Annotated in this window: 21 protein-coding genes and 1 pseudogene; 11 read left to right on the top strand and 11 right to left on the bottom strand. The window is 69.5% G+C overall.

Features of this window, described 5'->3' with window-relative positions; all coding sequences use genetic code 11:
* Positions 1–3: 3 nt before the first annotated feature.
* Genes GEV07_13320 through GEV07_13310 form a run of 3 tightly spaced genes read right to left on the bottom strand, consistent with a single transcriptional unit; the run spans position 4 to position 2,433 of the window.
* Positions 4–768 carry a CDP-alcohol phosphatidyltransferase family protein gene (locus tag GEV07_13320; GenBank protein MQA03648.1) on the bottom strand — a complete coding sequence of 255 codons (765 nt, stop codon included), beginning with the start codon at positions 766–768 and terminating at the stop codon, positions 4–6.
* Positions 769–820: 52 nt separating this feature from the next.
* Positions 821–1,594: an ATP-binding cassette domain-containing protein gene (locus GEV07_13315; GenBank protein ID MQA03647.1), complete on the bottom strand. Its 774-nt coding sequence runs from the start codon at positions 1,592–1,594 to the stop codon at positions 821–823.
* Between the two features lie 38 nt (positions 1,595–1,632).
* The gene (locus GEV07_13310; GenBank protein MQA03646.1) at positions 1,633–2,433 is read right to left on the bottom strand and encodes an ABC transporter permease; all 801 of its coding nucleotides are present in this window, start codon (positions 2,431–2,433) and stop codon (positions 1,633–1,635) included.
* Positions 2,434–2,701: 268 nt separating this feature from the next.
* Here GEV07_13310 and GEV07_13305 point away from each other — a divergent pair, with 268 nt between their 5' ends.
* Entirely contained in the window at positions 2,702–3,610 is a 909-nt protein-coding gene (locus GEV07_13305) for a CDP-alcohol phosphatidyltransferase family protein (protein MQA03645.1), read from the top strand.
* Between the two features lie 4 nt (positions 3,611–3,614).
* Here the strand turns inward: GEV07_13305 and GEV07_13300 are convergent, their stop codons facing one another.
* The 3 genes from GEV07_13300 to GEV07_13290 all read right to left on the bottom strand — a co-directional run bounded on the left by GEV07_13300 (position 3,615) and on the right by GEV07_13290 (position 6,712).
* A complete protein-coding gene (locus GEV07_13300) occupies positions 3,615–4,649 on the bottom strand; it encodes a glycosyltransferase (protein MQA03644.1) in 1,035 nt (344 codons plus the stop codon).
* Between the two features lie 25 nt (positions 4,650–4,674).
* The gene (locus tag GEV07_13295) at positions 4,675–4,854 is read right to left on the bottom strand and encodes a hypothetical protein (GenBank protein ID MQA03643.1); all 180 of its coding nucleotides are present in this window, start codon (positions 4,852–4,854) and stop codon (positions 4,675–4,677) included.
* Positions 4,855–5,053: 199 nt separating this feature from the next.
* On the bottom strand, positions 5,054–6,712 hold the full coding sequence (locus tag GEV07_13290; protein ID MQA03642.1) for a LytR family transcriptional regulator: 1,659 nt from the start codon (positions 6,710–6,712) through the stop codon (positions 5,054–5,056).
* On the opposite strand from GEV07_13290, the gene GEV07_13285 reads away from it, so the two are divergent.
* Complete coding sequence (locus GEV07_13285) at positions 6,691–7,245, top strand: methyltransferase domain-containing protein (protein MQA03641.1); 555 nt, start codon at positions 6,691–6,693, stop codon at positions 7,243–7,245. The genes GEV07_13290 and GEV07_13285 overlap by 22 nt on opposite strands.
* 6 nt (positions 7,246–7,251) lie before the next feature.
* On the opposite strand, the gene GEV07_13280 is transcribed toward GEV07_13285, so the two are convergent.
* Positions 7,252–7,755 carry a DinB family protein gene (locus tag GEV07_13280; GenBank protein ID MQA03640.1) on the bottom strand — a complete coding sequence of 168 codons (504 nt, stop codon included), beginning with the start codon at positions 7,753–7,755 and terminating at the stop codon, positions 7,252–7,254.
* Between the two features lie 6 nt (positions 7,756–7,761).
* Here GEV07_13280 and GEV07_13275 point away from each other — a divergent pair, with 6 nt between their 5' ends.
* A complete protein-coding gene (locus GEV07_13275; protein ID MQA03639.1) occupies positions 7,762–8,592 on the top strand; it encodes a thymidylate synthase in 831 nt (276 codons plus the stop codon).
* A gap of 1 nt (position 8,593) precedes the next feature.
* Here the strand turns inward: GEV07_13275 and GEV07_13270 are convergent, their stop codons facing one another.
* Both GEV07_13270 and GEV07_13265 read right to left on the bottom strand, forming a co-directional pair.
* Positions 8,594–9,523, bottom strand: a complete 930-nt coding sequence (locus GEV07_13270; protein MQA03638.1) for a PPOX class F420-dependent oxidoreductase — start codon at positions 9,521–9,523, stop codon at positions 8,594–8,596.
* A 10-nt stretch (positions 9,524–9,533) separates the two neighbouring features.
* Positions 9,534–10,094 (bottom strand): NAD(P)H-dependent oxidoreductase, encoded by a 561-nt coding sequence (locus GEV07_13265; GenBank protein ID MQA03637.1) that lies wholly within the window; start codon positions 10,092–10,094, stop codon positions 9,534–9,536.
* Positions 10,095–10,191: 97 nt separating this feature from the next.
* On the opposite strand from GEV07_13265, the gene GEV07_13260 reads away from it, so the two are divergent.
* The 3 genes from GEV07_13260 to GEV07_13250 all read left to right on the top strand — a co-directional run bounded on the left by GEV07_13260 (position 10,192) and on the right by GEV07_13250 (position 12,034).
* A complete protein-coding gene (locus GEV07_13260; protein ID MQA03636.1) occupies positions 10,192–10,671 on the top strand; it encodes a MarR family transcriptional regulator in 480 nt (159 codons plus the stop codon).
* Positions 10,672–10,911: 240 nt separating this feature from the next.
* The gene (locus tag GEV07_13255) at positions 10,912–11,163 is read left to right on the top strand and encodes a helix-turn-helix domain-containing protein (GenBank protein MQA03635.1); all 252 of its coding nucleotides are present in this window, start codon (positions 10,912–10,914) and stop codon (positions 11,161–11,163) included.
* Between the two features lie 88 nt (positions 11,164–11,251).
* Complete coding sequence (locus GEV07_13250; GenBank protein ID MQA03634.1) at positions 11,252–12,034, top strand: DUF4352 domain-containing protein; 783 nt, start codon at positions 11,252–11,254, stop codon at positions 12,032–12,034.
* A 207-nt stretch (positions 12,035–12,241) separates the two neighbouring features.
* Here GEV07_13250 and GEV07_13245 read toward each other — a convergent pair.
* Together GEV07_13245 and GEV07_13240 are read right to left on the bottom strand one after the other, a co-directional pair.
* Positions 12,242–12,731: pseudogene (locus tag GEV07_13245) on the bottom strand (hypothetical protein).
* A 375-nt stretch (positions 12,732–13,106) separates the two neighbouring features.
* Positions 13,107–14,276, bottom strand: a complete 1,170-nt coding sequence (locus tag GEV07_13240; GenBank protein ID MQA03633.1) for an acyl-CoA dehydrogenase — start codon at positions 14,274–14,276, stop codon at positions 13,107–13,109.
* A 115-nt stretch (positions 14,277–14,391) separates the two neighbouring features.
* Between GEV07_13240 and GEV07_13235 the strand changes: the two genes are divergently transcribed.
* The 5 genes from GEV07_13235 to GEV07_13215 all read left to right on the top strand — a co-directional run bounded on the left by GEV07_13235 (position 14,392) and on the right by GEV07_13215 (position 17,844).
* Positions 14,392–15,711: a nucleotide sugar dehydrogenase gene (locus GEV07_13235; protein MQA03632.1), complete on the top strand. Its 1,320-nt coding sequence runs from the start codon at positions 14,392–14,394 to the stop codon at positions 15,709–15,711.
* Complete coding sequence (locus tag GEV07_13230; protein ID MQA03631.1) at positions 15,711–16,142, top strand: CoA-binding protein; 432 nt, start codon at positions 15,711–15,713, stop codon at positions 16,140–16,142. The genes GEV07_13235 and GEV07_13230 overlap by 1 nt, the downstream gene beginning before the upstream one ends.
* Positions 16,143–16,145: 3 nt before the next feature.
* Positions 16,146–16,598, top strand: a complete 453-nt coding sequence (locus GEV07_13225; GenBank protein ID MQA03630.1) for a RidA family protein — start codon at positions 16,146–16,148, stop codon at positions 16,596–16,598.
* A 147-nt stretch (positions 16,599–16,745) separates the two neighbouring features.
* Positions 16,746–17,393 carry a tetratricopeptide repeat protein gene (locus GEV07_13220; GenBank protein MQA03629.1) on the top strand — a complete coding sequence of 216 codons (648 nt, stop codon included), beginning with the start codon at positions 16,746–16,748 and terminating at the stop codon, positions 17,391–17,393.
* A complete protein-coding gene (locus tag GEV07_13215) occupies positions 17,335–17,844 on the top strand; it encodes a hypothetical protein (GenBank protein ID MQA03628.1) in 510 nt (169 codons plus the stop codon). Before GEV07_13220 ends, GEV07_13215 begins: the two co-directional genes overlap by 59 nt.
* Positions 17,845–17,974: the final 130 nt, after the last annotated feature.

Below are 17,974 nucleotides of genomic sequence, written 5' to 3'. Positions count from 1 at the left end.
GCTTCACCGCAGCCTCCGACTCAACAGCACACTCGCCAGGTGCAGCACGACGAACATGCCCGCGACCACGGCACACGCGACCACGAGCACCCGGGAGCCGGTGAGCCCGCCGGTGATGGCGTCGTACGCGGCGGCGAGCACGGCCACGAGCGACAGCTCCGCGCCCTGGATCAGCCGATGCAGAAGGAACGCCGACGCGATCTTCCTGAGCTTGCCGACGGTGCTGCTGCGCATCTCCGCGGCCGCCTCGGTGGTGGCCGGCTGCCCGGCGCGGGCGCGGGCGACGTCGACCAGGTCGGTCTCCGACTTGATGAGGATGGCGCCGAGCGCACCGAGCACGCCGAGCTGCGCCCACCCGCCGGCGAACCCGTCCTGGGCGCGGATGCCGAGCCCGACGAGCAGCGCCGCCTCGGCGAGGTAGTGGCCGACGCGGTCGAGGTAGACGCCCACGATGCTGGTGCGGCCGGTGAGCCTCGCCAGCTCGCCGTCGGCGCAGTCGAGCAGCAGGTAGATCTGGATCAGCACCGCCGCGAGCACCGCCGACCACAGGCCGGGGATCGCGAGCACCGCGCCGCCGCCGACGCCGGTGACGATCATCAGACCGGTCGCCTGGTTCGGGGTGATCGGCGTCCGCACCAGCACCCACGTCAGGTACGGCGAGAGTTTGCGCATGTACAGCCGGCCGACCCAGTGTTCGCCGCTGCGCCGATCGAGCAGCCCAGGTGGCTGGGCGATCTTGCGGATCTCGGCAGGCGACGCCTCGCGCACGCTGATGGCGATCCCTTTCGTCCTCAGTCGGAAGTCCCCGGGTGCGAAGAGGTTAGTCGCCCCCGTCTTCGGCGAGGTCGGCGGACTCCTCGACGCCGGTGTCGTTGCCGTACGCCTCGATCACGTCCTCGATCGGGCCGTCCTTCACCAGCTCGCCGTGCCTGAGGTAGAGGCCGCGGTCGCAGTACTTGCGCAGTTGGTTCTCGTTGTGCGAGACGAAGAACAGGGTCTTGCCGCCGGACAGCATCTCCTGCATCCGGCCGAAGCACTTCCGCCTGAACTGGCGGTCGCCGACGGCGAGCACCTCGTCGACCAGCACGATCGGCTCGTCCACGCTGGTCACGACCGAGAACGCCAGCCGCACCTTCATCCCGCTGGAGAAGTGCCTGAACGGCGTGTCGAGGAACTTGCCCACCTCGGCGAAATCGACGATCTCGTCGAACCTGCGGTCGACGGCCTTCTTGGACAGGCCGTGCAGGCCACCGACCAGGTACACGTTCTCCCTGGCGGTGAGGTCGCCGACGAAGCCGCCGGTAATCTCGATCAGCGGTGCCACGCCCTGCCGGACCGTCACCTTGCCCTCGTCCGGCAGCATCACGCCGGCGATCAGCCGGAGCAGGGTGCTCTTGCCGTGCCCGTTGGCGCCGACCAGGCCGACGGCCTCGCCCTCCTCCACGTCGAAGGTGACGTGCCGCAGCGCCCAGAACTCCTCCCTGGAGATCTGGGTCGACTTCCCCCGGAACAGCAGGTCCCTGATCCTGGCATTCCGCCGCCGGTTGCGGTTGAACCGAATGCCGAGATCACGTGCGGAGATCACGTTGGCCATTCGCGCCCCCGCACTCCTCGCGTCGCTGATCGCACGTCCTAGATCTCCTTCAGCACCGTACCCTCGAGCCTGCGGAAGACCCACATGCCGATGCCGAGAAACACGATCGCGACCCCGGCCGAGATCAGCACCGGCTGCCAGCCTAGGAACGCGTCGGGGAAGATCGGCCTGCGGTAAAGCTCGAAGATGCCGACGAACGGGTTGTACGCGAAGAACTCGTAGAGGCCCTTCATCCGGTCCTGGATGATGCTCGCGCTGTAGATGATCGGCGAGAAGTAGAACAGCAGCCGCGTCACCACCCGCACGATCCGGATCATGTCCCGGTAGAGCACCGAAAGCGGCGCCAGCGCGAGCGCGATACCGAGGATCAGCGTCGCCTGGATGAGGATGGCCAGCGGATAGTCGATGATGACGTGCCAGCTGACGTGGCGGGCGTCCGGCATCACGATGATGAACGCGGCAAGGATCGGCAGCGCGAACATGTACTCGAGGAACTTCGAGCCGACCACCCGCAGCACCCAGATCTGCCGGGGTAAGCCGGCAGACCGCACCAGCTTCGCCTCCCCCGTCAGCGCCTTGGACGCCTCGTGGATCACGCCGTTCGCCCACTGCCAGGGCAGCATGGCGGCCAACAGGAACACGATGTACGGCTCCTCGCCGACGTCGCGCCCGATGATGATCTGGAAGACGACGAAGTAGACTCCGGCCATCATCAGCGGCTCGAGGACCGTCCACAGGTACCCCAGTACCGAGCCGACATACCGGACCTTGAGGTCGCGGATAACCAACAGTCCGAGGACGCGCCCGCGTAGGGCCAACGTCTCGACCCGTCCGGTCATCAACTAACTCCTTCCCAGGTCGCCGCGCGACGGCGCACCTGGAACTACGGGAGGCGGCCCGACACGGGCGTGGACCGTCCCATTATCGACGGCCTAGGCCACACTCCTCGACGCGCCCCCACATCGGCGAGTCGCCTCGCCGATGTGTTGCACACCATTCACTGGCTCGTTACCAGCATCACCGCGAGGATAGCCCTACCACCAGCCACTTCTCAGGGACGCGAGTACGGTGGACCGACCAGCAGCGGACGAGAGGATCTCGACGACGATGCCCGGCAGGTTCACGGCAGCCGACGTCCGTGGCACGTTGAAGACGCGCGACTCGTGGTGGACGGTGTTCTTCGTCGACCCGCTCGCGGCGCCGCTGGTCAAGCTGCTGGCGAACAGGACGAACGTCACACCGAACCAGCTCAGCCTGGTGGCGTTCGTCCTCGGCCTCGGCTCGGCCGCCGCCTTCCTCACCGGGAACAGGTGGCTGCTCGCGCTCGGCGGTGTGCTGTTCCACCTGGCCTTCCTGGTGGACTGCCTGGACGGCAAGATCGCCCGGCTGAAGGGCACCGGCACCACCTGGGGCAAGTGGCTCGACTTCGTCGTCGACCGGGTGCGCATCTTCCTCTGCATGATCACCCTGGTGGTCGGGCAGTACCTGCACACCGGCGAGGCCTTTTACCTGATCTTGGGGTTGGGCGCCATCGCGGTCGAGGGCTTCAGGTACATCAACGCGGCGCAGGCCCAGGACCTTCGCCGCGAGATGCGCGCCAAGACCGTCGAGCTGCAGCAGGCGGCCGGCGACAGCCCGAAGTTCGTCGAGGACATGATGCTCGCCGACCCCCAGCTCGACCCGGACCGGCTGGTCGAGCAGGGCGACGCCATCGACCTGCAGCAGGGGTTCAGGAAGAAGTTCGGTTTCTACGACCGGGTGCGCCGTACGCTGCGCCGACACCGGATCCGCACCCACCTGTGGAGCGGCGTCGAGTACGAGATGTTCGTCTGCATCGTCGGGCCGCTGACCGGGTTCGTGGCCTCGGTGATCATCGGCTCGGCCGTGCTGTTGCTGCTGTTCGAGGGGCTGCTGGTCTACCAGCTGTGGCTGCAGGTGCGCGAGTTCGACCGGATGGTGGCCGCGCAGACTCCCCCGCCGCCCACCGACGACACAGCGGACGACCGCGTCTCGTAGCGGCTCAGGCCTCGGGACGCGCGCCGCGGACCCGGCCCGCGACCGACTTCGCCACGCCCTTGAGGAAGCCGGCTCCCCAGGCGTGGTGCATGGTGGCGTAGACGGCCGGCAGCATCGCCCGCGCCCGCGGCGTCAGGCCGCTCCCGGTCACCGCGGCACCCGCGGTGACGGCGGCGAGGTACCCGCCGGGCAGCACCAGCGCCCACCGCTTGCCGGCGACCGCGAGCCCGAAGGCGAGCGCGGTGCCGGCGACGGCGGCCGGCGGGGCGAGGTAGCGCAGCGACACCGTCTCCGGGTGGCGCACCATCACCCGCCAGCGCCAGGCGCCGGTGTCGAAGTACTGCTTCGCGAGCGCACGGAAGGTGGACCGCGGGCGGTAGCCGACCTGCAGCCGGGAGGTGAACCACACCAGACCGCCGGTCTCCCTGATCCGGTGGTTCATCTCCCAGTCCTGGGCGCGGTGGAAGTACTCGTCGTAGCCGCCCACCCGGTCGAGCGCGGCGCGGCGGAACACGCCGAGGTAGACGGTCTCCGCCGGGCCGTCCTCGCCGCCGGTGTGGAACTGGGTCGCGCCGACGCCGATCCTCGACGTCATAGCGCTGGCCACCGCGCGCTGGAAGTCCGTCGTGCCCTCCGCGGCCATCAGGCCGCCGACGTTGTCCGCGCCGGTCTCGGTCAGCACGTCGACGGCCACGCGTACGTAGTCCGTCGGGAGTACGGAGTGGCCGTCGACCCGCACGATGATGTCGTGCTTCGCCGCCTTGATCGCGGCGTTCAGCCCGTGCGGGGTGAACCCTGGCGGGTTGTCGACGGCGGTGATCCGCGGGTTCTCCGCGGCGAGCTCCTGGGCCACCTCGTCGGTACGGTCCTTCGACGGGCCGAGAGCGAGCACCAGCTCGAGCTCACCGGGGTAGTCCTGGGCGAGGATGCCCGCGACCGCCTCCCGGAGGTGCCGTTCCTCGTTGAGTACGGGCATGACGACGGAAACCTCTGGCCACAGCTGAGCTGTCGTGTGTTCGTCCATGGCGCCGCTCACCATACACGCAGCGGCGGAACGCCGATGACTAGGAGCTGGTGGAGAGGATCTCGGACCGCTCGGCCGGCTGGCTGCCGCCCTCGACGATCAACCGCGGGTCGTCGGCCTGGTAGCTGGCACCACACTTGGGGCACCAGACCCGCGCCGGGCCGCCGCAACACACCTCGCGATGACAGGGGCTTCGCCGCATCGCCATCACAACCGTCATCTCCCTATGCCGATATGCAGAGGATTCACCGTTCACCGGTCGGACGTCAGCGCGACACGCGACGAGTCGTACGTACTGCCAGCAGCCGTTGACTGCCAGTAGATGTCAGCCGCCTGCGTCATGCTCGCCTCCCGACCGGACCGCGCCTGTCGGGACGCGGTTTCCGACACCGACGTGACGAGCAGCAGGCGGGTTCCGTTTACCGGCAGGCAGAATCCACCGAGACCGCACCTGTGGGTGACGCGGTCGGCGCCGCACCCGTGGTGCGTTTGCTCGAGACCTTCGACGCCTGGCCGCGGGGTTTCTTCCTGTTCTTCATCGAGGCCTTGATGGTGGCTTCGGTCTTGCGCTCGATCAGGTCCCAGTCGGGGTCGCCGGTGTCGATCAGCGGCGGCGTGAAGGTGACGCTCTTCAGCCGGTGCCTCTTCGTCTTCTCCGCCACCCCGCTCAGCTCGCTGAGCACGTTCTGCGGGATGTCGGTCTCGAACAGCTGTTTGCTCGCCGCGGCGAGCTGTTGATATCGCGCGAGCACCGTCGCCGGGTCGGCCTGCTCGGTGAGCGCACCCAACAGGCAGCGCTGTCTGGTCATCCGGTCGTAGTCGCTGGACGCCGCCCGCGAGCGCGCGTACCACAGCGCCTTCTCGCCGGTCAGCTTCTGCCTGCCAGGCTCGATGTAGCCGGTGATGGGATGCGTGCCGCCACCGATCGGCAGCCGGTCCCGCACGGTGACCGTGACGCCGCCGAGCGCGTCGATGATCTTCGTGAATCCTTTGAGATTCACCATGAGGTAGTAATGGATGGGCAAATCGAGGACGTCGCCGATGGTCTTCTTGAGCAGTTCCGGCCCCGGCCGGTCGTTGCCCGGCACGGCGTCCGGGTGCGCTTCCCCGTATCCGTATACCGCGTTCAGTAGGTCGTTGAAGCCGTTCGGGAAGCGCTTCTGCAGCTTCCCCGGCATCGGCACCTGCTCCAGGTTGCGCGGCAGGCTGATGAGCGCCGTCCGTCCGGTGGCGAGGTCGATGCTGGCGACGATCATCGTGTCTGTGCGGGTGCCGACCCGGTCGGCGCCCGCGTCGCCGCCGGCGAGCAGGACGTTGATCCGGCCCTTCGGGCCGTGTTTCTCCGAGTCGGGGAACATGCTCGTCACCAGGTCGCGCTGCACGGCCGCGTAGCGCGATGCGACACCGAACGGCGCGAAGATGCCGAGGCACAGCACGAGCGCCAGCACCATGGCGATGCTGCGCCGCGGCGAGGTGATCTGGCGCGGCCGGGTCAGCCAGAAGGCGTGCATCACCACGCCCGCCCACAACGCGCCGACGATCACGGCGAGCCCCTGCACGAACGCCAGCAACCACGGCTTGAACGCCATCGCGAGCCAGGCCGACCGCGGCACGAAGAGGGCCGCGAGCACGGCGAGCACGACGAGCACGAGGTAGGTGCGCAACGCCACGCGCCCGACGCGATGGTGCCGTAGGGCGAGATGTCCACTGCCCGGAGCGACAACGGAAAGAAGCGTCACCACGAGCGCACGCCGGAACGCGACGTCTCCGCGCTTCGGTGCGGCCGAGCGTGGCCTGCCGTACGTACGGCCAGGCGCTGCGCCCGTTCTGCTCGTCCGCCGCTTCTCGAATTGCCCCCCGGATCCCCCAGTCCGATCCGACATGATCACCCGAGTATCCCGGTCGCGGGCGGGATACACCGAATGCCAGGCGCGGCCGGCGTGTCGGCCCGGGCGACGCGGAAAACCGGGTGCGCCGAAGCGCGCTCGGCGCCTACCGTGGCTGCCGTCCACCCGAGGAGGAGCACACATGGGCAGCGTCATGATCCGGGTCTTCCGTGTCCGGGGAACGCCGTGCATGCAACCCCGACGGGCTGCATCTCCTCGTGCCGGAGATCGCCGCTGAGATTGTTCGCACGTCCGGGACCGGGCCCGGCGACCTGGTGCTCGACCTCGGTGCCGGCACCGGCGCGCTGACCGCACCGCTGGCGCGTACCGGCGCCCGGGTACTGGCGATCGAACGGTCGCCGCGGCTGGCGCGGCGGCTGGAACGCCGGTACGCCGACGCCGCGCACGTGCGGGTCGTCGAAGGCGACATCCGCACGGTGCCACTGCCGCGCCGCCCGTACCGGGTGGTGGCGAACCTGCCGTTCAGCATCGCGATGACCATGCTCGGCCGGCTGCTCGACGACCGCGACAGCCCGTTGCGCCGCGCGGACCTGGTCGTGCCGTGGCACCTGGCAGTGCGGCTCGGCGAGGCGACCGACGGCCGCCCGCGCGTACGGCGCTGGCGGCGGCGCTACCGGTTCCACGTCGAGCGGCGGCTGCCGCGCCGCGCGTTCCGGCCGCCGCCTTCCGTCGCTACCGGCGTGCTCGCGGTCGTCCGGCGGTAGCGGCGGTCACCTGCCGAGTACCTGCTCGACGTCGCCGAGGTGGTGCTCGCCCTCGTGCACCGCGTGCCGGCCGAGCCAGGCCACGTCGTGCTCGGCCGGCTCCGGGTAGTTGTAGACCAACAGCCGCGCGAACTGCTCCGCCGTCAACCCGCGGAACACCCGGGCGATCAGCTGCCCGGCCATGGCGAGCTGGCCCAGCACGTCACCCGGTGTCTCGTCGGCGTACCCCGCGAGCAGTACCCGCTCGTCGCGGTGCATGCGCGGGAAGTCCGGCCGGTCCTCGACGAGCGCGCACAGCGCGCGGTCGCGCTGCACGAGCAGCACGTCGCGGACGTGGCAGGCGTACTCGAGCGCCGACCACACCTGCGGCGCGGGACGCCGGCGCAGGTGTGACTCGTCGACGCCGGACAGCCGTTCCGCGTAGCGCGCACCGAACGACCCCATGACGTCGGCGATCCGCGCGACCGGCAGGTCGGCGTAACGGAACCCGCACTCCGCACACTCATCCATCGGCCCATGGTCTCAGCTAGGGTCGGGGCTGTGGCTGGCGAAATTCATACCGCGTACGAAGGCCTACTCAGGCACGTCCTCGAGCACGGCGCCCCGAAGGCGGACCGCACCGGCACCGGCACCCGTAGCGTGTTCGGCCACCAGATGCGGTTTCCGCTCGACCGCGGGTTCCCGCTGATCACCACCAAGCGGGTGCACTTCAAGTCGGTGGCCTACGAGCTGCTGTGGTTCCTGCGCGGCGACGACAACGCCCGCTGGCTGCAGGAGCACGGCGTCACCATCTGGGACGAGTGGGCGGGCCAGAACGGCGAGCTCGGCCCGATCTACGGCGTGCAGTGGCGCTCCTGGCCGACCCCGTCAGGTGACCACGTCGACCAGATCACCGAGCTGCTGCACACGCTGCGCACCAACCCGGACTCGCGCCGGATGGTCGTGTCGGCGTGGAACGTCGCCGAGCTGTCGAAGATGGCGCTGCCCCCGTGCCACCTGCTGTTCCAGTTCTACGTCGCCGACGGCCGGCTGTCGTGCCAGCTGTACCAGCGCAGCGCGGACATCTTCCTCGGCGTGCCGTTCAACATCGCCAGCTACTCGCTGCTCACCCACATGGTCGCCGCCCAGGTGGGCCTGGACGTAGGCGACTTCGTCTGGACCGGCGGCGACTGCCACCTCTACGACAACCACGTCGCCCAGGCGAAGGAGCAGCTGTCGCGCGAGCCGTACCCGTTCCCACAGCTGCGCCTGCGCCCGGCGGCATCCCTGTTCGACTACACGTACGAGGACATGGAGATCGTCGACTACCAACACCACCCGAAGATCACCGCGCCGGTCGCCGTCTGACTCAGCCGACGGTGCGCCCGCGGGGCGTGCAGCCGTCGGATTCGAGACCCCAGGAGATGATCCTGGTCGGCGCGATCCTGATCAGCTCCTCACCGCCGGCCACCACCGCCGTCGCGTGGCCGCGGATCTCCACGCCGCGCGGCGTGAACTCGGCGCCGGCACCGACGTCGTCCACCACGAGCGCCACCCGGCCGTCGGCCTCGACGTTGCGCCATTTCCTCGTACTGGACAGCCGGATACCACCGACGTCCACCGTGCCCAGCTCGTCGTTGACCCGGTAGCCGACGGGCCGCACCTGCGGCCCGGACGGCGCGACGGTCGCGAGCCGGCCGAGGTGTTCACCGGCCAGGTACGCGCGTTCGGCACTGGTCCACATCGCTTCACTCCTGTCCTGTTCTACGGCCACGCCCACGGCGGTCAGCTCGGCGACCGCGGCCGCGTCCCCATCCGGGTGCGCGTGTGCGAACCTGCTCAGCGGCAGCGGCATGCTGACCTGGTAGCCGAGCCGCCGGGCGTCGAGCGCCGTCTGCTTGACGCACACGTCCGCGGCGAGACCGGTGACGACGAGGCTGCGCACTCCCGCATCGCGCAGCACGCGGTCGAGCCGGCTGCTGCCGGTCTCCGGGTCCTGGTCGAGGACGAAGTCGGAGAAGCCGCCGGTCGCGCCCGGACCCTTCACGACCACCTCGCCGGCCTGCCGCAGCCCCGGGTAGAGCTGCACCTGCCACTCGGCGCGGGCGGCGCCGTCGATCGGCCGGTAGTCCTGGGTGTAGACGACCGGCGCGCCCGCCGACGTGGCGGCCGCGATCTCGGCGTTGAGCGCCGACACCAGCTCGGCGGCGCCGGCCACGTACAGCGCGCCTTGCGGGTGCACGAAGGCGTTCTGCATGTCCACGACGACCAACGCAACGGACGGGTCGTAGGTATGCATGGCGGGACTCCTATGCGACCAGCGCGCGCGAGCCGGCCGTCGCGGCGTCGGTCAGCTCGGCCAGCACCGCGGTCAGGCCGCTGGCCAGCCACCCGGCAACCGGCGCGCCGAGCACGTCGTAGGCGTGCGGCACCCGCAGGCCTTCGCCCACCGGTCGGGCACCGCTCCTGGTCAACACGACCCGCGCGTGCTCCTGCGCGCTCGCCGTGCCGCCCGGGCTCGGGCTGGCGCCGATGACGGTGACCGGCTTGCCGTCGAGCGCCGCTGCACCGCGCGGCCGGGACGCCCAGTCGAGCGCGTTCTTCAGCTGCCCGGGCAGCGACCCGTTGTACTCCGGCGTGGCGATGAGCACGGCGTCGGCGGCGGCGATGACGTCCCGCAACTCGAACACGGCGTGGCCGGGGTCGGCCTCGTCGTCCTCGCTGAACGGCGGCAGGTCTCGCAGCCCCGCCCAGCGCGTGAACCTGGTGCCGTCCGGCGCGTAGCCGGCGGCGAGGTCGAGCAGCCGGCCGTTCACGGACTGGCGGCGCAGGCTGCCGAGCAGCGTCAGGATCGTCGTCTCTGCGGCCATGGCTCCTCCAAGTAGTTGTTGCGAGGAATTTCCTTGTGCCAAGAACTAGTCTTACATGAGGATGTTCCGCGCGTCAACTATCGGCTAGACTGCCCGCATGCACAGCGGCTTCGACGACCCCCGCCTCACCGCCGTCGGCCTGCTCGTCGAGACGCACGGCGGGCTGACGGCGCGGCTGAACGAGGTGCACTTCCGGCACGGGCTGACGGGCATCGACTTCGACGCCCTGATCCGGATCGCCAGGTCGCCCGACCAGCAGCTGCGGCTGGGCGACCTCGCCGCCCAGACCGGACTGTCGACAAGCGGCATCACCCGCATCGTCGACCGGCTCGAGCGCGGGGAGCTGGTCCGCCGCACCCGCAGCCCCGGCGACCGGCGTGGCTGGGCGGCCGTCCTCACCGACACCGGCCTCGCCCGCCTCGAGCAGCTCCTGCCCGACCTACTCGCCGCGATCGAGCGCTACCTCACCGGCCAACTGACCCCCGACCAACTCGACGCACTCCTCGACGCCCTGCACCGCATCCGCCGCGCCGTCCGCCCCGACGCCACCGCAGGCGCCACCCCCGCAGCGGAATGACTGCCGACACATCGAGCTCGGTGCGCATGAAAGGCGCAACCACCGAACCGGACCACAGCACCAGCGACCGACATGGGCGACGAAGACGTAGCTGCCGGCGCGGACGACCGTAGCCCGGGGATGTGCGCGCGGCCGCGCACCGCGACGACTCCGCTCCTTGGACAGGCATGACTAGGGACTTTGGTCATGACTTCCATCCAGAGCTATTGACGGGCTACATAGGTATAGCTAATTCCTCATATGAACCATCCGATTCCCCAGTGGACGTTCGGGGACCGCGTCCGCAAAGCTCGCCGTGAGCTGCACATGTCGCAGGCTGAGCTCGCGCACCAGCTGAGCGACCATCTCGGCGTCTCGATGTCCCCGCAGACCATCGGGTCGTGGGAGTCGGCGTACAGCAACCCGTCCGACGTCGTCGAGACGGCGCGCGCGCTACAACACGTCACCGGCATCCCTGCCGAGTGGTTCCTCGGCCTGCACACGCAGGAGTGATCCGAGGTCAAAAAACGGGGCGCACCCGACCGAATGCCGTCCAAAGCCTAGGTCGGACACGCCCCCTACTGCAGAAGAAAGCGTAGCAATGACCGCAACACCACCTCAGCAGGTTCCGCCCACCATGCCGCCGGTTCCGTCGCATCCGCAGCCGAAGAACGGCCTGGGCACCACCAGCCTCGTGATGGGCATCCTGTCCCTGGTCGGCGCCTGGATCCCGTTCGTGGGCTTCGGCGCGTACATCACGTCGGTCCTCGGCATCGTGACCGGCGTCCTGGGTCGCGGCCGCGCCAAGCGAGGTGTCGCTACCAACGGTGGTGCCGCCATGGGCGGCCTCGTGACATCGATCCTCGGCCTCGCGTCCGTCATCCTCGCCACCGTCGTCTACAGCTCCGTCATGTACGCGGTTGCCACCACCGACCCCAGCGACCTGCCGACGTCGGTGCCGAGCAAGAGCGCGGCCAAGGACGACGCCAAGCCCGCGGCCGGCATCGGCGACACCGTCAAGGACGGCGACTTCGCCTTCACCGTCACGGACGTGACGACCGCCGCCAGCATCGGCGGCGCGTACGGCGAGGACGCGCAGGGCAGGTTCGTCATCGTCCACGTCACGGCGAAGAACAACGGCAACAAGGCCGAGATGTTCGACGCGTCCAACCAGACCCTGTTCGACGGCAAGGGGCGCGAGTTCAGCACCGCCGAGGCCCAGATGTACCTGGAGTCCGACGCGTTCCTGCAGGACATCAACCCCGGCAACTCAGTGAAGGGCAAGCTCGTCTTCGACATGCCGAAGAACGCCAAGGCCGACCGCATCGAGCTGCATGCGGGAGTGTTCGGGCTCTCCGAGGGCACCACCGTCAGCCTCCGCTGACCGGAACGGCTGACGCTCTCACGACAGCAGTACGTCAGGTGTGAGCGGCGGTCACCGCCGCCCACACCTTGTGCGACGCCCTACTTGAGTAGTTGTCTGGCGATCACCAGGCGTTGGACCTGGTTGGTGCCCTCGTAGATCTGGTGATCTTTTACGTACACATTCGCCTACGCCCTCTGACGGAACCGAGACGGAACACGACGGCACCTAACCGCGGCTGGAACCGTCCGGCCAGATGACCTGCACGTTGACGCCGAGGTCGCGGGCGAGTGCGACGACGTCGGCGGTGCCGCCATAGCCACGGGCGGGCTTGCCGTCCCACACCGCGTAGAGCTTATCGGCGCCTTCGAGCATGGTCCGGCTGGCGTCCATGTGCGACTGCTCGGTCGATTCGACGTGGTCAAGCTCGCGGACGCGCGCCGCCTGGGCGAGCAGCTCGTCGTAGGTCGCCCAGCACTCGGCGGGGAGGCCGTCGCGGTACTGCTCGGCGGGGCACGATCACCTCCAGGGTGCCGCGGACGTCGAGCACGGCGCGCGCGAAGAGCTGGTCGGCGCCATCGGCGAGGCACGACAGGCCGACCAGTTCGTGCACCGGTTCACTGGCAAGCCGGTCACGGATCTCGGCGTCGACGAGCCGCTCGGTATCAGCGGGAAGCCCCGATGTCCACTGATGGCGGCTCTCACGCCTGCCCCCGATAGGTCGCGTGCAACCGCTCGTCGAGCGCGGTCGTGACGCGGTTGGATGGTAGCTCGGCGCGGAGGTCGCGGACGGCCTGCCGCACACGTTCAGAGCCGTACCGCTGACCCGTGTCGTACGCGGTCTCGGCGAGCCGGCATGCCTCGGCGACGGCTCCGCCAGCGGCGAGCGCCCGGGGCATGCTCGACGGTCACTACCGCAGCTTGTTTCGGACTGCGCACGGGTGCCGCCTCGGCGAACGACGACGCTGCCAGCGTCGGGATGCCGAGCCTGGCAGCGGCAACAGCGCGAGACGCGGGAGCCGCTACCGGCTCCCGCGACTCCGTGCTCCTTGGCTGCGGACTCGCACAGTTCCGGCCTGACCTGCGAAAACACCTACTTCAGCAGCTGCCGGGCGATCACCAGGCGTTGGACCTGGTTGGTGCCCTCGTAGATCTGGGTGATCTTTGCGTCGCGCATCATGCGTTCCACTGGGTAGTCCTTGACGTAGCCGTAGCCGCCCAGGAGTTGGACGGCGTCGGTGGTGACGTCCATTGCTATGTCGGCGGCGTAGCACTTCGCGGTTGCGCCGGCGAGGGTGAGGTCGGCGTCGCCGCGTTCGCTCTTTGCGGCTGCGCTGTAGGTCAGCTCCCGCGCTGCGGACACCTTCATCGCCATGTCGGCCACCATGAACTGCACGCCCTGGAACTCCGCGACGGCCTGGCCGAACTGCTTGCGTTCCTTGATGTAGCCGATCGCGTAGTCGAGTGCGCCCTGCGCAATGCCGAGTGCCTGCGCGGCGATGGTGATCCGCGTGTGGTCGAGCGTACGCAGCGCGATCTTGAAGCCCTCGCCCTCCGCGCCCACCATCCGCGACGACGGGAGGCGGACGTTGTCGAAGTACACCTCGCGCGTCGGTGAGCCCCTGATGCCGAGCTTCTTCTCCGGTGCGCCGAAACTCACCCCCTCGTCGCCCTTCTCCGCGACGAACGCGGTGATGCCGCGCGCGCCCTTGTCGGGGTCGGTGACGGCAAGCACCGTGTAGTACTCGGAGACGCCGGCGTTGGTGATCCACCGCTTGGTGCCGTTCAGCACCCAGTCGTCGCCGTCGCGTACTGCGCGGGTGCGCATGTTCGCCGCGTCGCTGCCGGCCTCCGACTCGGACAGGCAGTACGAGAACATCGCGTCGCCGGCGGCGACCGGCGGCAGGTACCGCTGCTTCACCTCGTCCGACGCGGCGAGCAGCAGCGGCAACGTGCCCAGCTTGTTCACAGCAGGGATCAGCGACGACGTCGCGCACGCACGCGCGACCTCCTCGATCACCAGGCACGTCGCGAGGGCGTCCGCGCCGGTGCCGCCGTACTCCTCGGGGATGTGCGGTGCGTGGAAACCGGACTGCACGAGCGCCCCGTACACGTCCTGCGGGAACTCCGCCGACTCGTCGACCTCGGCGGCGCGCGGCGCGATCTTGTCGTCGGCCAGTTGGCGCAGCGCCGACCGGAGCATCTGGTGCTCCTCCGGCAGCTGGAACAGATCGAACTCAGTGCTCACGAGGTACCCTCTCATAACGGCTTGTTACTCGATGGTAGGCAATGGCGCCTGGCGTGTGACGCGGGCCACGGGGAGTACCCCGGGGATATCGGTAGGATGACCGCTCCCTCGATGAGGAAGGACTTTCGGGGTGTCCACACGACTTACCGTGCTCGGTTGCGGCTATCTCGGCGCTACCCACGCGGCATGTATGGCGGAACTCGGCTTCGAAGTACTCGGTTTCGACGTCGACGAGGAACGGGTCGCCCAGCTGTCCGCGGGGCACCTGCCGTTCTACGAAGATCAGCTTCCCGAGCTGCTCGAGAAGCATGTTGCCAGCGGCAGACTGCGGTTCACCACCTCCTACGAGGAGGTCGCCGAGTTCGGCGACGTGCATTTCCTGTGTACCGGGACGCCCCAGCGTCCCGGTAGGTACGACGCCGACCTGAGCCAGGTCTGGAGCGCCATCACCGGCCTCGCCCCCCTGCTACGACGACACTGCGTGATCGTGGGGAAGTCCACCGTCCCGGTGGGGACGGCGGCGCAGCTGGCCGAGGCCATCCGCGAGACCGCGCCCGCCGGCGACGAGGTCGACCTGGTGTGGAACCCGGAGTTCCTCAGGGAGAGCTTCGCGGTGCACGACACGCTGCACCCGGACCGGATCGTGGTGGGGGTCGCCGACGAGCGCCCGATCGGGATCGTCCGCGAGGTCTACGCGCAGCTGCTCACCGAGGACACCCCGTTCCTCGTCATGGACTACCCCACGGCCGAGCTGGTGAAGGGTGCCGCGAACTCGTTCCTCGCGACGAAGATCTCGTTCATCAACGCGATGGCTGAGATCTGCGAGATCACCGGCGCCGACGTCACCCGGCTCTCCGAGGCGCTGACGCACGACGACCGGATCGGGCGCAAGTTCCTGCGCTCCGGCCTCGGTTTCGGCGGCGGCTGTCTGCCCAAGGACATCCGCGCGTTCACCGCGCGCGCCGAGGAGCTCGGCGCCGGGGAGTCGGTGAGCTTCCTCAAGGAGGTCGACGCGGTCAACCTGCGGCGCCGCACCCGCGCCGTCAAGCTCGCCAAGGAGCTGCTCGGCGGCGTAGCGCGCGGCAAGCACATCGCGGTGCTCGGCGCAGCGTTCAAGCCGGACTCCGACGACGTACGCGACTCGCCCGCGCTCGACGTGGCGTCCAGCCTGTCGCGGGAGAACGCGCACGTGTCCGTGTACGACCCTGAGGCGATGGCCAACGCCAAGCGCATCCACCCGGAGCTGCACTACTGCGACACGTTCGACGACGCGCTGGCCGGCGCGGACGTCGTGCTGCTGCTCACCGAGTGGCACGAGTTCCGCGACGTCGACCCGGCGAAGCTCTCCGCGCTCGTCCGGCACCGCCGCATCCTCGACGGTCGCAACGTGCTCGACCCGACGGCCTGGCGGGCGGCCGGCTGGGAGTACCGCGCACTCGGCCGCCCGTGATGCACACGAGACACGACACGGACACCACGATCCGGCGGCTGCTCGCGGACACCCACACCTGGGCGGTCGTCGGGCTGTCCACGTCGCCGAACCGGGCCGCGTACGGGGTCGCGCGGTTCCTGCAGCAGCAGGGCAAGCGCATCGTGCCTGTGCATCCCAAGGCGGAGACCGTGCACGGCGAGCCCGGGTACCGCAGCGTCGACGAGATCCCGTTCGCCGTCGACGTGGTGGACGTCTTCGTCAACTCCGGGCAGGCCGGCGTGGTCGCCGACGCTGCCGTCGCGGTCGGCGCGTGTGCGGTGTGGTTCCAGCTCGGCGTCGTCGACCACGACGCCTACGAGCGCGTACGGGCGGCCGGGCTGGACATGGTGATGGACCGCTGCCCGGCGGTCGAGTGGCCCCGGCTCGGCCCCCGGCCTGCGGAAGGGTAGCCAGTGCCAAGCGCCGTGACCCTCATCCGGTCTCCCCGACTGGCCGACACCGAGTACGCCTACGCGGCGACGGTGCCCGCCGGCTACCGGCTCATCTTCCTGGCCGGCTCGTGTCCGCTGAACGAGGACGGGTCGACCGCGGCCGTCGGCGACTACGCCGGCCAGGCCGCGAAGGCCATGGAGAACCTGGAGGTCGCGCTCGCCGACGCGGGCGCGTCACTCGGCGACGTCGTCAAGACCACCGTCCTCGTCGCCACCACGCGCCAGGACGACCTGGTCACGGCGTGGCAGGTCGTCAGGGACGCCTTCGGCGAGCACGACGTCCCGAGCACGCTGACCGGCGTGACGGTACTCGGTTACCGGGACCAGCTCGTGGAGGTCGAAGCCGTCGCCGCCGTCCTCGACGCCCCCGAACAGCCCACGGAACGCGACCACGGCTCAGCCCCGTCGACATAGGCCGCCTTGTCAGGCGGTTGTCAGGGGAGCGTACCGGCGCTGTCGGTGGTCCGCCGCCTTCGCGTGGACGAGGCTGGAGGCAGTCGCCGCTACCAGGATGGTGATCCAGTGAGGCGCGCTGAGCTGCACGATCGCCACGCTACGCCGATGCCGGCTTGGACCGTGGCCACCATCGCCGCACCGTCGCTCGTTCGAGGGCGTGCCGCGCTGGCCGCGGGGCGCTGGGAAGAAGCGGTGCACGATCTGACGGAAGCGTTGGGCCGTGCGAGCTCGGCGCCGGATCAGGCTGACGCTGCCGTGGGACTGAGCGACGCGCTGTGGTGGCTCGGCCAGGTGGACGAGGCGTTGGCCGCTCGCGAACACGCCTATGCGGCTTGGCGAAGGCTCGGCGACGATATCGCCGCAGCCCACGCCGCCGTCTGGTTGGCCAGAGAGTACGCCGAGGCGATCGGCAATCAGGTGGCGTCGGCGGGCTGGCTCGCCCGCACCGAGACACTGGTGGCCGGACCGTCGGGTTCGAATGCGGTGGGTTGGGTCGCGCTGACCCGGGCCGCCCTCGCCCCCGATCCCGCCGTGCAGGAGCCGGCTGCGCGGGAAGCGGTCGCGTATGCGCGTGCCGGCCGGGACGGTGACCTCGAGGTGTTGGCACTGGCCAGGCTCGGGCTCGCGACGGTCAGCGTCGGCCGGATCGACGACGGTCTGCAGTGTTTCGACGAGGCCATGGCGGCAGCGACAGGTGGCGGCGGACCGGCGCACGCTCGGGCAGCTGTGCTGCGACCTCGTCCTGGCCACTGAGCTGTCCGGCGAGGTCGAACGGTTCGCACGCTGGAACGACGTGGTGCAGCGGTCCGCGGCCGAGAGCGACCATCCGCAACTGACCGCCTTCTGCGCGGTCTGCTGCGCCGAGGTCTTCTGCGCCCGGGGCGACTGGTCGCTGGCCGAGCGCGAGTTGCGCTCAGCGATATCCGTGCTGCGGCGCACCGGCCATCGGGCCCGGTGCGTGCCGCCTGCCGCGAAGCTGGCCGAGCTCTACCTCTTGCAGGGCCGTATCGAGGAAGCCGCGCAGCTGATCGGCAGGGACGACAGCGACGCGAGCCTGCTCGTCCGCGCGCGGCTGGCCCTAGAGCGCTGCGACCCCGCCCTGGCCGTGACCCTGCTGAACCGCCACTGTCGACGTTCCGGCGGCGACTCGCTGCTGACGGCTCCCGCCATCGCGCTGCTCATCGACGCTCAGGTCGCTAGATGAGTGATTCCTTGAAGGGTGTGGTCGGCGCGGCTGCGGAGACGTGGGGCGGAGGGTGTTCAAGATCGATGTGTGACCAAAGAACTGAACACCCTCCTGACAGCACTGTATGTGGTGGTCGACGATCACGTGG

The organism is Streptosporangiales bacterium, assembly GCA_009379825.1.
Taxonomy (GTDB): Bacteria; Actinomycetota; Actinomycetes; order Streptosporangiales; family WHST01; genus WHST01.
The sequence above is the reverse complement of the archived record's forward strand: the minus strand, read 5'-3'. Positions and strand labels throughout refer to the sequence as shown.